Source organism: Neobacillus camarae (genome assembly GCF_054950115.1).
Map to the genome: position 1 here is coordinate 1,526,651 of NZ_JBUCKX010000002.1, position 12,991 is coordinate 1,539,641.

The window sequence follows — 12,991 nt, forward strand, 5'->3', positions numbered from 1 at the left end:
ATTATGGAAACATTAATGGTTGGTAATGTTAGTTTGACCTGGTTATCTGGCGGAGTGACTCATTTGGATGGGGGAGCGATGTTTGGGGTTGTTCCGAAGCCATTATGGTCGCGAAAATATCCGTCTAATGACAAGAATCAAATTAAATTGATGACGGATCCAATCTTGGTCCAAGTGGACGGGGAAAATTTATTAATTGAATCCGGATTGGGTAATGGCAAAATGACGGAAAAGCAAATAAGAAATTATGGAGTGACAAGGGAGTCTGAGATTGCCGCCTCTTTGGAAAAATTAGGGCTAACCCCCGACTCCATTGATTATGTCCTAATGACCCATCTTCACTTTGACCACGCTTGCGGTTTAACCAGGCCTGTTGGTGACGGCTATCAATCCGCTTTTCCCAACGCCCGGATTATCGCATCCAAAATTGAGTGGGACGAAATGAGACAACCGAATATCCGCTCAAAAAGTACATACTGGAAGGAAAATTGGGAATCAATCTCATCACAGGTAGAAACATTTGAAGAAACATGGAACCATGGCCCAATCCAAATGATCCATACTGGCGGCCACAGTGATGGTCATAGCATTATCATCATCGAGAATCAGGGCGAGATGGCGATTCATATGGCAGACCTCATGCCAACACATGCCCATCAAAATGTATTATGGGTGATGGCTTATGATGATTACCCCATGAATTCGATTACCGCAAAAGAAAAATGGCTGCCTTATGCGATGAGTAAACAGGCCTGGTTTACCTTTTATCACGATGCTTATTATCGGGCGGTAAAATGGGGAACGGAAAACGGCCAAATAATTGATTCCATAAAAGTGGAAGAAACAGACGCGTAAAATTGGGGAATTAGGATTTCCCCCGGGTTTTGTCCGCTTGTAGGCTTCATGAGGGCAGAATTCAGAATTATCCCCAGGTTTTTGTCCGCATGACAGTTTTTTTCATGAGGACTGGCTGAAAGGAAGAAAAAACCAAGCCGCTTAAAAGTACGGCTTGGTTTTTTATGACGCTAATTCTTCAGGCAATCGGCGTATATCCAATAGGGTCCCGGTGTAGGCATCCGCTATAAATTCGTATTGCTCGTTTGTTCCATTATCATTTTTGGAGATTCCGCCCTTATATACTTCATAGTGGAATTGATGCTTTTCATAAGGCACGGCTTCCATATGTATCCAAGAACCGCTGATGGGGCCGGATTCTTTAAATTGCTTTTTAACATATTCCAGCACTTTTTCGGGTGAAACTTTTGTTTTCTTTGAAATGAATTCCTTAGCTGCATATCCCCCAATCACTCCAATGACGGCACCTAGGATAAACGACGATTTCCAGTTCATTTGGCAGGACCTCCAAAAATTTATTTTGGAAAAATATACATGATAGTTTCCCTTTCAGTATATCGTATTTAACCGGAAATAGGTAATATTACATTTATTAATTGAAAAATTGGCAACAACCATAAAATTTAGCTAAAATAAATAATATATACATATAGATTGATGCTGCAAAGCATGGTAAGGAGACCAAAAATGAATGAACAGACGCTAAAGCTTTTCCAAACCCTGACCGAACTCCCAGGAGCACCTGGAAATGAACACCTGGTCCGGAAATTCATGAGGGAACAATTATCCAAGTACTCGGATGAAATCGTCCAAGATAAACTAGGCAGTATTTTTGGTGTGAAAAAAGGAAACCGTGACGGCCCGACAGTTATGGTTGCCGGCCACATGGACGAAGTTGGTTTTATGATTACGGCCATTACCGACAATGGCATGCTCCGGTTCCAACCGCTCGGAGGCTGGTCTGCCCAAGTCCTTCTGGCCCAACGGGTTCAAATTTTGACCAAAAACGGTCCAATAATCGGGGTGGTGGGGTCGATTCCGCCGCATTTATTGGATGATTCCAAGAAAAACAAACTTCCTGACATCAAAGATATGCTTATTGATATCGGCGCGGATGACAGGGAGGATGCTGAAAAAATCGGTATCAAGCCTGGGCAGGCCGTTCTGCCCATTTGTCCATTCACACCGATGGCCAATAGTAAAAAAATTATGGCGAAAGCTTGGGATAACCGGTACGGATGCGGCCTGGCAATCGAACTTCTACAGGAACTGCAGAATGAAACCCTGCCTAACACGCTATACTCCGGTGCCACTGTCCAGGAAGAAGTAGGTTTGCGCGGCGCCCAAACTGCTGCCAACATGATTAAGCCTGATATCTTTTTTGCCCTTGATGCGAGCCCGGCAAACGATATGACTGGAGATAAAAAACAATTTGGCCAATTGGGCAAAGGAGCCTTGTTGCGCATATTTGACCGGACTATGGTGACTCATAGGGGGATGCGCGAGTTGGTGCTCGATACAGCTGAAACTCATAAAATACCTTACCAATACTTCATATCTCCTGGCGGCACCGATGCGGGTCGTGTCCATCAGTCCAATGAAGGAATTCCAAGTGCGGTAATTGGAATCTGTTCCCGCTACATTCATTCACACGCATCCATCATTCATGTCGATGATTACGCTGCGGCAAAAGAGCTTGTCACAAAACTAGTGAAAGCCTGTGACAAAACCACTGTAGAATCAATAAGAGCCAACAGCTGATAGTAATGAGGCATGTCATGCGCATGCCTCGTTTTTCGTTATGAAAGGAGATACTCACATGAAGATTGTCATCGGATCTAAAAATCCTACAAAAATTGCAGCAGTAAAAAGAAGTTTTACCGGCTATGAAGCAGAATTTGTGTCGTTGGATGTATCATCAGGGGTTAGCAATCAGCCGTTTTCAGACGAAGAAACGATCAGGGGCGCCATCAACCGGGCAAAAGCTTCTTTAAGCGAAGGCAATGGGGACATAGGAGTCGGTCTTGAAGGGGGCGTCCAGGAAACCAGTCAGGGATTGCTTCTTTGCAATTGGGGTGCCTTGGTCACCAACGGGGGCCAACCCATTGTTGCTGGCGGTGCAAGGTTCCTGCTCCCTAAAGAGGTGGCTGAGCGCCTTCGGGAGGGCGAGGAGCTTGGAACAGTTATGGATGACTATGCCAAAAAGAAAAATGTGAGCAAACAAGAAGGAGCCGTGGGAATTTTTACAAACGGTATGGTAAATCGTGCAGATATGTTTACGCACGTTATGGCCCTGTTAGTTGGCCAGTTTGCCTATCAGCAAAAATCTTCACAAAACTTTTAATTTTCGACAACATCGTTCGACAAACCCCTTGTCATTTGAATAATTTGGAAGGTATGATGGAGATAGAATATACATTAGGAGGCGAAATCGTCTGAAATCCTTTAAAACTATCTCCATTTTTATTCTTTTTGTTTTTATATTAACAGCATGCGGGAATTCATCGTTCAAATCGGAAAGTAAAACGACGACAAAGTCGGTAAAAGCCGCTTTTGTAGAAAAGGCAAAAAAGCCAAATAAAAAAAGCGGAAATATCCAGTTTTACTTACCTTTCGGATATGAAATTGAGAATAAAACCCCTAATAATCTTATTCTTAAAAATGGTTCAAAAACATATATTCTATTTGTCAATCCACAGGAAAAGCCTTCGAGTAATGTGGTCTACCAAGCCACGGAAGAACAATATAAAAAGCTCGATACCAGCGAAGAGTTTAAAAACGGGGATCAGCTTGGGTTTTTGACCATTAAACAAATAGAAGATAATTTGAATGAAGTGACTGTTGGGGTCGGCGGGGCCAAAATCACGACCCAAGTGAAAACGCGCAGCATGTCCGATGAAGCCGATACGATGATGCAAATTGTCCATTCTGTTCAATATTAAATGAAGGCGGCGGAAGTTCCGCCGTTTTTTATTGTTCCAATTTATTGGATATGATAAAACTAAGCGGTGATTGCATATAGTTGGACTCGAAACTAGAAAGATTGTTATGATGAAAAAAACAGATATTTTATAATAAATGGAGGATGATTTGCTGATGAAAAATCTAGAGTCAATCGAACAATTTGAACAAATAAAAAGCGAAGGGAAAGCGATTTTTATGTTTTCTGCAGGCTGGTGCCCGGACTGCCGCTTTATTGAACCGGCACTTCCGGAAATCGAGGCAAACTTCTCTGAGTATACCTTTATCCATGTGGACCGCGATGAATTTATTGATTTATGCCAGCAACTTGACGTGTACGGTATTCCTAGCTTCGTTGCTTTCGACCATGGCCAAGAACTTGGCCGTTTCGTAAGCAAAGACCGCAAAACCCAAGAAGAAGTAGAATCCTTTATAAAGGGATTGAGCTAAAGTGAAAATGGACAGCCAAAAAATGCGGCGTGAACTGGAAGTCCGTTTGCGCGGGGAAAACAGGAGGCTGACCTATAACCGGGAAAAAGACCAACTCCGTATTGAAAGTGAGCGGACCGGCAAGGGAATTACGGTTTCATTGCCAGGAATCGTCGCAAAATGGAACCTGGAGAAAGATAAGGCGATTGATGAAGTCGTTTATTATGTTGAAGAAGGTCTTCAGGCCATGGAGAGCCCTGTCCAACTAAGCAATCATGAAAAGAGAATTTTTCCGGTTATCCGTTCGACCTCGTTCCCGGCTGAAGCAGCGGAAGGTGTCCCGTTTCTGACTGATGACCATACGGCGGAAACTAAAGTTTATTATGCTTTAGACATGGGGAATACCTATCGGTTGATTGACTCCCGCATCATGGAGCAAGAAGGCTGGGAGATTGGGCGGATTAAGGAAAACGCCCTGTTTAATGCGAGGTCATTGCCAACGCCGTTAAAAGAGGACCAAGTGGCCGGTAATCTATTTTATTTTTTAAATACCAATGATGGATACGATGCTTCTAGAATCTTAAATAAAGGGTTCCTCAATGATATGGAAAAAAAAATTCAAGGAACCATGGTGGTGGCTGTCCCCCATCAGGATGTGTTAATAATTGGCGATATTCGCAATGACAGAGGATATGATGTATTGGCTCAAATGGCCATGAGTTTCTTTGCCAGTGGAAGGACCCCAATTACCGCCCTTTCTTTCTTATATGAAAACGGAGAACTAGAGCCGGTCTTTATTTTAGGAAAGAATAAATGATTACTTTTTGGCTCTGTTAAACGATATAGTTGATTTTTAACACTCTGTGATTGGAAAGGATAAGCTCGACTCCTCGAAAATCCTCAATTCTGCTATCGCATAATTTCGTGCGATGAAAATTCATGGATGCTTTTCTTATGCCACCGCATTTTCTTCGTGCGTGGGCGGATTCGAGGAAGAATTTCAGTATCCTGCGGGGAGACCCCGCAGGTGCTCCTTGCGCCGCGACTCCCCGGCACGCCTGCGGAAAGTGAGCTTCTTTCGCTACAATCAACAGCCATATTAAACTAGGCCTTCTTATCTTTTTAAGACAACAGATCACTTTTAAAAAGTGGTCTTTTTTCATTGCCTTTTTCCATCCAATTGTCATTTTATAAATAAAATCGACTGATTCTAAAGAATCCTGTCGAAAAAATCATAAATACTGCTAAAATAGAAAGATAGATGAAAAGAAAGAGTGATAGTTTTGAGCTGGATCCAAGACTTGATTCAAAAATTTAAGAAAGAGGAAGAACTCGAATTTGACCAATCCTTTTTCCATTATGATAAACCGGAAGATTTAATCATTGAAAAAAGCAATACCAGCATAAAGGACCTGGATGCGAGAATCGCCTACCAATATCCCAAAAATAATCTTCGTCCTAATCCAATTCAAAAAACCATTGATTTGGGGATGCCCCAAAAAACGGGACAGGAAAGACGGGCAAGGAGAAAACAGCCGGACCTGTCAAAAAGCGAAACCGTACATGAACCGATCATCAAAAAAGGCCCTGTTGCCAAAAAGGCCCCTGTTCCTAAAAAGGAGCCTTCTTCCAGAAGCCGTGGCCCGTTCCATCCTACGGAAATCCCGTCACCAGTTTATGGATTTAACAGGCCAAAGAAACAAGCTTCGGTAATTGAACATGAGTTAACCTATTTTTTAGAAGAAGACAGCCAAGTAGTAGTAAGGGATTGGCCCGTAAAAACAGACAGGGTTAAACCCGCCACTGAAAAATTGGAGAGTACTAGGGTTAGCCAACCTACATTCCAACCTTCCAGCATGGCGGACGGGGAGGAAACGGCTGCCAAAATTTTAAAAGAAGATAGCCAAGTAGTATTAAGGGATTCGCTTGTAAAAACAGACAGGGTTAAACCCGCCACTGAAAAATTGGAGAGTACTAGGGTTAGCCAACCCACACTCCCACCTTCCAGCATGGCGGACGGGGAGGAAGCGGCTGCCAAAACTTTAGAAGAAGACAGCCAAGTAGTATTAAGGGATTCGCTCGTAAAAACAGACAGGGTTAAACCCGCCGCTGAAAAATTGGAGAGTACTAGGGTTAGCCATACCACATTCCAACCTTCCAGCATGGCTGAAGGGGAGGAAGCAGCTGCCAAAAAAGAACCCGTCGACGTGGCGAATGCTGTGGTGCCTGACACCGTTGAGGAACAAGCACTGGCGAAAATTATGGGTCATCCAATCCCTGAATCCTCTATAACGGATCAACCGCAGGAGTTAACTTCCGCTGCAACAGTTATACAGCCTGAAGAAGATACATATCCCATGGAGCCTTCTGCAAGTTCTGAAGATAATGGGGAAGGGGCGGGTCCCACTGTCCAAGGTCAGGAAATTGATGCTGAACCGGAGCAAACAACCCAGCGGCCACGCCGGTCACATCTGCCATTTAATGTCTTAATGCTAAAGCAGGATAGGCAGTCTTGGTCTTCAAGGCAAGAAAAACGCGCTCAAACAGAGAAACAGAATCCACCGGCTGTCGTCCATCAGGCGGCACCCGTGCCAGAAAGCAATTCCCAATCGGAAATAATCCAAGAACTGGAGTCGTTTTCTGATCCCGGACTGTTCCAATTTCCTGAAAACAACTTGTTATCGCCACCTGTAATAGAATCGGATGATACAGAATGGTTAGAGAAGCAACAAGAAATTCTAAATCAGACATTACATGATTTTAATGTGGGCGCAAGCGTCGTAAATGTGACGCAAGGTCCTTCCGTCACCCGTTTTGAGGTACAGCCCGAACCCGGAGTGAAAGTAAACAAAATCACCAATTTAAGTGATGATATCAAACTGAGTCTTGCTGCCAGGGATATCCGTATCGAAGCCCCAATTCCGGGCAAGCATACAATTGGGATAGAAGTGCCCAATAAAAAGGCAAGACCTGTATTCATCAGTGAAATTATTGAAACCCATGTGTTTCGAACTTCACCGTCACCATTAACAGCTGTTCTTGGCCTGGACATAGCCGGCAGCCCGATTGTGACCGATTTGAAAAAGATGCCGCACGGGTTAATTGCTGGAGCAACCGGTTCGGGAAAAAGTGTTTGTATAAACTCGATTTTGGTCAGCTTGTTGTACAAAGCCACTCCGGATGACCTAAAATTGCTGCTGATTGATCCGAAAATGGTGGAATTGGCCCCATATAACCGGCTTCCCCATCTTGTCAGCCCGGTCATCACAGATGTGAAGGCAGCCACAGCTGCTTTAAAATGGGCGGTCGAGGAGATGGAACGCCGCTATGAACTGTTTGCCCATACAGGCGTCAGAGATATCAACCGATTTAATGAACTGGCCATGAAGCATAAACAGTATGCGGACAAATTGCCCTATATCGTCATTGTTATTGACGAGCTGGCGGACTTAATGATGATGTCGCCGGCAGATGTGGAAGAAGCCATTTGCCGAATCGCCCAAAAGGCACGGGCCTGCGGCATTCACTTAATCGTCGCTACCCAAAGGCCATCTGTTGATGTCATTACCGGGTTAATCAAGGCCAATATTCCAACAAGGATTGCCTTCTCGGTGTCATCACAGGTGGATTCCCGCACCATTATTGATATCAGCGGTGCCGAAAAGCTTCTTGGGCGGGGAGATATGCTATTTCTGGAAAATGGTTCTTCAAAGCCGGTCCGGCTCCAAGGAACATTTGTCTCGGATGAGGAAATTGACCGCATAACTGCACATGTAAGAAGCCAAAGGGAACCGGAATATCTATTTGAACAGGAGGAATTGTTGAAAAAAACACAAGTCACCTCAGAGGAAGATGAATTGTTTTATGATGCATGTGAATTTATTATTGATCATGGAGGAGCATCCACCTCGAGTTTGCAGCGTCGGTTTAAAATTGGTTATAATCGGGCAGCAAGATTAATGGATATGCTCGAAGACAGCGGATATATTTCCGGGGCGAATGGGAGCAAGCCGCGTGAGGTGCTCATAACGGAAACGGACTTGGAGTCCATTCAAGATTCCCTGTGAAAACCGTAGTATTCTTTAAGGCAGGGACTCATACTAAAGAGTGAGTCACAGCGCTGCATTTACAAAATAGTTTTTATAAGCAAACAGTGCTATAATATTGAATTGTATTTTCATTGAAAAAATAAAACCGGCTATCGGACATGACTCGTTTTTCATGTTAGCAATTACAGACAGATGTCATATACTGTTTTACAGATAGACGTTGGTTGGAGGTTCTTCTATGACTATTTACCATTTTGTAGGTATAAAGGGGTCGGGAATGAGTGCACTCGCACAAGTTCTGCACGATATGAAATTTCAGGTGCAAGGCTCCGATGTCGAAAAGCGCTTTTTTACGCAACTGGCCCTTGAGCAATCAGGGATTACCATTCTTCCGTTTCAAAAGGAAAATATTAAGCCAGGCATGACTATTATCGCAGGAAATGCGTTTCCTGACACTCATGAAGAAATTCAAGAAGCCATGAAACTCGGACTTCCTATTGTACGTTATCATCGCTTTTTGGGCGATTTTATGCAAAGTTTTACGAGTGTGGCCATCACTGGGGCACATGGGAAAACATCGACCACCGGTCTGATGGCTCATGTCGTTTCTGGTGCCAAGCCTACTTCTTTTTTAATCGGGGATGGAACCGGTAAAGGGGAAGAGGGTGCAGAATACTTTGTCTTTGAGGCATGTGAATACAGACGTCATTTCCTTTCTTATTTTCCTGACTATGCCATCATGACGAATATTGACTTTGACCACCCTGATTATTTTGCCAATATTGATGATGTTTTCTCCGCTTTTCAGGAGTTGGCCATGCAAGTCAAAAAAGGCATCTTTGCATACGGTGATGATGAAAAGCTTCAAAGAATCCAGGCAAAGGTCCCTGTGATATTTTATGGATTCGGTGAGGAAAATGACTATCAAGCGGCCAATATTGTAAAAACGACAGAGGGCACCACCTTTGATGTGTTTATTCGCAATACATTTTATGATACCTTCTCCATACCGTCGTTTGGGGATCATAATGTATTAAATGCTTTGGCGGTTATCGGTATATGCCATTATGAAGACATCAATAAAGACATTGTTAAAGAACGGTTAACCACCTTCCAAGGGGTAAAAAGAAGATTCACTGAAAAATCCGCCGGCACGCAAATATTGATTGATGATTATGCCCATCACCCAACAGAAATTAAAGCAACCATTGAGGCGGCACGGCAAAAATACCCAGACCGGAAAATTGTAGCTGTGTTCCAGCCGCACACCTTTACACGCACCCAAGCTTTCCTGGATAATTTCGCGGAAAGCTTAAGTCTTGCCGACAAAGCGTATTTGTGTGAAATTTTTGGCTCTGCCCGTGAGAAGCAAGGAAAGCTGACGATTAAAGATTTACAGGATAAAATCGCCGGAGCCGAAATCCTGTCGGAAGAATCTACCGATGTATTAAAACAATATGAAAACAGCGTAATCATTTTCATGGGAGCTGGAGATATTCAAAAATTCCAGGAAGCTTATGAGAAACAGTTAGTCTAAAGAAACCCGCCCAATCGGCGGGTTTTTTTATTGGATCAGGCAAAAACATCAGGAAGACAAGACAAATCAAACGTTGTAGTATAAGATTAGATTAAGGTTTATATAGTTCGCGGATGGGTAATACATAATGATAGGATTTATGGCGGAGGTATCAGGATGGTAATAATTTTGTATTTGAGTGCAGCTCTGGCAGCTGTAGCGTTTTTCGTACTGGTGATTTATTTGGCATCCACATTAAAATCACTTCGGGTCACACTTGATAGTGTTTCAGACACACTAAAAGGGCTGGAAACACAATTGAAGGGCGTGACAAGTGAAACAACGTTGCTGTTGCAAAAAACAAATGCCCTTGCCGATGACCTGCAGCAAAAATCGGAACGGCTAAATACGGTCGTGGATGCCGTTAAAGAAGTCGGCACCACAGTCGGCAAATTTAACGGCACCCTGCAGAATATCACACAAACGGTGGACAAACAAGTTGATGAAAATAAAGAAAGAATCTCACAAATTGTCCAATGGGGTAACGTTTTCTTGGAATTAAAAGAAAAATGGCAGGAGCATCGTCAGGCCAAAAAAGAACTTCATGTGAAAGAACCGGAAAGAGTAAGGTCACATTAATCCAAAAACGCAGATCATAATCAATAAATAGAGGTGATTGGGTATGTCAAAAAGGGAATATGAATCACGTGATAACAATCAAAGCCGGACAGAAGATTCTTCAGGCAACTTTCTGTTGGGTGCCATTATTGGCGGAGTCGTCGGAGCTGCTGCCGCGTTGTTATTCACATCCAAATCAGGAAAAGAACTTCGGGAAACCATTGTAGACCAAGCTGGCCGAGTAATGGACAAAACCGGGCCGCTCAGGCAGCAATCGGCTGAGCTTTTCAATAAAGTGTCAGGTAAACAAGACGGAACCGACTCTGAAACAGAAGTTACTTATATCCCCATAAAAGGCCCGCAGGATGTCTCAAACGGTAAGGAATCGGAGGGGCAGAATAAAATGGACAGTGACTCCATCAAGAAGAAACTAGAAGAAGCACAGAAAGCTTTTGACGATGAAGAAAGCAGGGTAAAAATATAGCTTCTGTTAAACGATAATGATGATTTTCTACTCTGTTGATTGGGGCGGAAGGCAATCTACTTCTGCGGGAGTACGAGGCCGAGAAGGCTCTCCGGCACACCCACAAGTTTGCTGAGCTTCTTTGCTGCAATCTACAGCCAAATTTACAGGTCCAAAATATAAAAAAGTCTGTTTGTTTGTCTAACCTTTCGGTGAAGTGTTAAAATTACTTCACCGTTATTTTTTTTAGGAGGGAAAAAAATGCTTAAGAAAATTGATTCTGCCGAAGAATTTGATCAGATCCTAAACAGCAGTAACACGTTTTTTCTTTTAAAACACAGTTTGACATGCCCCATCAGCCAGGCTGCATACAACGAATATGAAAAATTCTCCAATGAAAATGAGAATGTTCCTGCTTACTATTTGGCAGTGCAGGATGCCCGGCCGTTATCGAACGAGATTGCGGACAAGTTTGCGATTAAACATGAATCTCCGCAAGCCATCCTGTTTTCAAATGGCGAGCCCAAATGGAATGCTTCCCATTGGAAAATTACCAATCGTTCATTGTCCACAGCTGTTAATGGGCAGTAAATAAATACAAGTTGAACAACTAACAGTGTTATTGCATACATTAATTTAATATACTTAATTAAACACTTTAGCGCTTAAAAGCGTTTAATTGTTAAAGAAAAAAGTCGTGACAAAGGATTTCTTTTAAGCTATAATTAAGCCTAAATTATTATAAATTTTTAAAAATTCTAAGATTGTATAGCAGGAAGTGTTCCTTCAAAGGATAACTATACTGATTTACAAGGAAAGGACGGGACTAGGATGGGCAATGATAATTTGGATCAATTAAGGGCTCGTGTCGATGAAGTAAACTTGGAATTGTTGAGGCTAATTAATGAAAGAGCTCAGCTCGTCCAAGAGATTGGACGAGTAAAAGAAAGCCAGGGGGTATACCGTTTCGATCCGGTCCGCGAAAGAAAGATGCTGGACAAAATCAAGGAGAATAATGACGGGCCTTTTGATAATGCCGTCATCGATCACCTGTTTAAAGAAATTTTTAAAGCAGGCCTTGATTTACAAAAGGATGACCATAAAAAGGCATTACTTGTTTCGAGAAAGAAAAAGCCGGAAGATACCATTGTTACGTTAAAAGGTGAGAATATCGGCGATGGCAAACCGCATTTTGTTTTTGGTCCATGTTCAGTTGAATCATATGAGCAGGTAGCAACTGTGGCCAAGGCCATGAAAGAGAAAGGATTAAAGCTCTTGCGCGGAGGTGCCTACAAGCCGAGAACCTCTCCATACGATTTCCAAGGATTAGGCGTGGAAGGGCTGAAAATCTTAAAACGAGTGGCAGAAGAATATGATATGTCCGTTATCAGTGAAATCGTCAACCCGGCCGATATTGAAATGGCATGCGAATATATCGATGTCATCCAAATTGGCGCCCGCAATATGCAAAACTTCGAATTACTTAAAGCTGCAGGGGCTGTAAATAAACCAGTATTGTTAAAACGTGGTCTTTCTGCAACCATTGAAGAGTTCATCAACGCTGCAGAATATATTATGTCACAGGGAAATGGACAAATTATCCTTTGTGAGCGCGGAATTCGTACTTATGAAAAAGCAACTAGAAATACACTCGATATTTCAGCAGTGCCAATTTTGAAAATGGAAACTCACCTGCCGGTTATGGTGGATGTTACCCATTCTACCGGCCGTAGAGATCTATTGTTGCCAACAGCGAAAGCAGCAATCGCGATCGGCGCAGATGGAGTCATGGCTGAGGTCCACCCGGATCCGGCCGTAGCCTTATCCGATGCCCAGCAGCAAATGGACTTGGGACAATTTGACGAGTTTTATAATGAACTCCTTGCTTCCAATTTTGTCAGGGTATAATAATCAATTTTCCATGTTTAAACCTTCTGCGTTCTTTGCAGAAGGTTTTTATTTTACAGAAATATTGAATGGAGCGGGAATTATCATGTAAACCCTGCCCAATCGATTATGTAAAAAAAGTATAAAATATTTGCGGCTTTTCATTTCTTATCGTATGATTAAATACATATTGGCTTGTTTACTTTATCACAA

Annotated in this window: 13 protein-coding genes; 12 read left to right on the forward strand and 1 reads right to left on the reverse strand. The window is 42.8% G+C overall.

Features of this window, described 5'->3' with window-relative positions; translation table 11 throughout:
* Positions 1–3 precede the first annotated feature (3 nt).
* Positions 4–855, forward strand: a complete 852-nt coding sequence (locus tag ACY8D0_RS15010) for a YtnP family quorum-quenching lactonase (RefSeq protein WP_462411278.1) — start codon at positions 4–6, stop codon at positions 853–855.
* 162 nt (positions 856–1,017) lie between these two features.
* Here ACY8D0_RS15010 and ACY8D0_RS15015 read toward each other — a convergent pair whose 3' ends face one another.
* Positions 1,018–1,350, reverse strand: coding sequence for a PepSY domain-containing protein (locus tag ACY8D0_RS15015; RefSeq protein ID WP_462411279.1), 333 nt, complete (start codon positions 1,348–1,350; stop codon positions 1,018–1,020).
* Between the two features lie 192 nt (positions 1,351–1,542).
* On the opposite strand from ACY8D0_RS15015, the gene ACY8D0_RS15020 reads away from it, so the two are divergent.
* From ACY8D0_RS15020 to ACY8D0_RS15070, 11 genes are all read left to right on the forward strand, one after another.
* On the forward strand, positions 1,543–2,616 hold the full coding sequence (locus ACY8D0_RS15020; RefSeq protein ID WP_462411280.1) for a M42 family metallopeptidase: 1,074 nt from the start codon (positions 1,543–1,545) through the stop codon (positions 2,614–2,616).
* Between the two features lie 58 nt (positions 2,617–2,674).
* The gene (locus ACY8D0_RS15025; RefSeq protein WP_462411281.1) at positions 2,675–3,199 is read left to right on the forward strand and encodes a DUF84 family protein; all 525 of its coding nucleotides are present in this window, start codon (positions 2,675–2,677) and stop codon (positions 3,197–3,199) included.
* 373 nt (positions 3,200–3,572) lie between these two features.
* A complete protein-coding gene (locus ACY8D0_RS15030; protein WP_462411282.1) occupies positions 3,573–3,797 on the forward strand; it encodes a hypothetical protein in 225 nt (74 codons plus the stop codon).
* 154 nt (positions 3,798–3,951) lie between these two features.
* The gene (locus ACY8D0_RS15035; RefSeq protein WP_462411283.1) at positions 3,952–4,266 is read left to right on the forward strand and encodes a thioredoxin family protein; all 315 of its coding nucleotides are present in this window, start codon (positions 3,952–3,954) and stop codon (positions 4,264–4,266) included.
* Positions 4,267–4,273: 7 nt separating this feature from the next.
* On the forward strand, positions 4,274–5,062 hold the full coding sequence (locus tag ACY8D0_RS15040) for a DUF1444 domain-containing protein (RefSeq protein ID WP_462411376.1): 789 nt from the start codon (positions 4,274–4,276) through the stop codon (positions 5,060–5,062).
* 466 nt (positions 5,063–5,528) lie between these two features.
* The gene (locus ACY8D0_RS15045; RefSeq protein ID WP_462411284.1) at positions 5,529–8,312 is read left to right on the forward strand and encodes a DNA translocase FtsK; all 2,784 of its coding nucleotides are present in this window, start codon (positions 5,529–5,531) and stop codon (positions 8,310–8,312) included.
* Between the two features lie 220 nt (positions 8,313–8,532).
* Positions 8,533–9,831, forward strand: a complete 1,299-nt coding sequence (murC, locus tag ACY8D0_RS15050) for a UDP-N-acetylmuramate--L-alanine ligase (RefSeq protein WP_462411285.1) — start codon at positions 8,533–8,535, stop codon at positions 9,829–9,831.
* 156 nt (positions 9,832–9,987) lie between these two features.
* The gene (locus ACY8D0_RS15055) at positions 9,988–10,449 is read left to right on the forward strand and encodes a DUF948 domain-containing protein (protein WP_462411286.1); all 462 of its coding nucleotides are present in this window, start codon (positions 9,988–9,990) and stop codon (positions 10,447–10,449) included.
* A gap of 43 nt (positions 10,450–10,492) precedes the next feature.
* The gene (locus ACY8D0_RS15060; protein ID WP_462411287.1) at positions 10,493–10,912 is read left to right on the forward strand and encodes a YtxH domain-containing protein; all 420 of its coding nucleotides are present in this window, start codon (positions 10,493–10,495) and stop codon (positions 10,910–10,912) included.
* A 240-nt stretch (positions 10,913–11,152) separates the two neighbouring features.
* Positions 11,153–11,482, forward strand: a complete 330-nt coding sequence (gene ytxJ / locus ACY8D0_RS15065) for a bacillithiol system redox-active protein YtxJ (RefSeq protein ID WP_462411288.1) — start codon at positions 11,153–11,155, stop codon at positions 11,480–11,482.
* Positions 11,483–11,722: 240 nt separating this feature from the next.
* Positions 11,723–12,799: a bifunctional 3-deoxy-7-phosphoheptulonate synthase/chorismate mutase gene (locus tag ACY8D0_RS15070; protein WP_462411289.1), complete on the forward strand. Its 1,077-nt coding sequence runs from the start codon at positions 11,723–11,725 to the stop codon at positions 12,797–12,799.
* The last annotated feature ends 192 nt before the right edge of the window (positions 12,800–12,991 follow it).

What these genes read in the sequence shown, in the direction of transcription:
- ytxJ (WP_462411288.1), top strand. Translation starts at nt 11,153, where the DNA reads ATGCTTAAGAAAATTGATTCTGCCGAAGAATTTGATCAGATCCTAAAC.
- ACY8D0_RS15040 (WP_462411376.1), top strand. Translation starts at nt 4,274, where the DNA reads ATGGACAGCCAAAAAATGCGGCGTGAACTGGAAGTCCGTTTGCGCGGG.
- ACY8D0_RS15055 (WP_462411286.1), top strand. Translation starts at nt 9,988, where the DNA reads ATGGTAATAATTTTGTATTTGAGTGCAGCTCTGGCAGCTGTAGCGTTT.
- ACY8D0_RS15070 (WP_462411289.1), top strand. Translation starts at nt 11,723, where the DNA reads ATGGGCAATGATAATTTGGATCAATTAAGGGCTCGTGTCGATGAAGTA.
- ACY8D0_RS15060 (WP_462411287.1), top strand. Translation starts at nt 10,493, where the DNA reads ATGTCAAAAAGGGAATATGAATCACGTGATAACAATCAAAGCCGGACA.
- ACY8D0_RS15035 (WP_462411283.1), top strand. Translation starts at nt 3,952, where the DNA reads ATGAAAAATCTAGAGTCAATCGAACAATTTGAACAAATAAAAAGCGAA.
- ACY8D0_RS15015 (WP_462411279.1), bottom strand. Translation starts at nt 1,350, where the DNA reads ATGAACTGGAAATCGTCGTTTATCCTAGGTGCCGTCATTGGAGTGATT.
- ACY8D0_RS15020 (WP_462411280.1), top strand. Translation starts at nt 1,543, where the DNA reads ATGAATGAACAGACGCTAAAGCTTTTCCAAACCCTGACCGAACTCCCA.
- ACY8D0_RS15010 (WP_462411278.1), top strand. Translation starts at nt 4, where the DNA reads ATGGAAACATTAATGGTTGGTAATGTTAGTTTGACCTGGTTATCTGGC.
- murC (WP_462411285.1), top strand. Translation starts at nt 8,533, where the DNA reads ATGACTATTTACCATTTTGTAGGTATAAAGGGGTCGGGAATGAGTGCA.
- ACY8D0_RS15025 (WP_462411281.1), top strand. Translation starts at nt 2,675, where the DNA reads ATGAAGATTGTCATCGGATCTAAAAATCCTACAAAAATTGCAGCAGTA.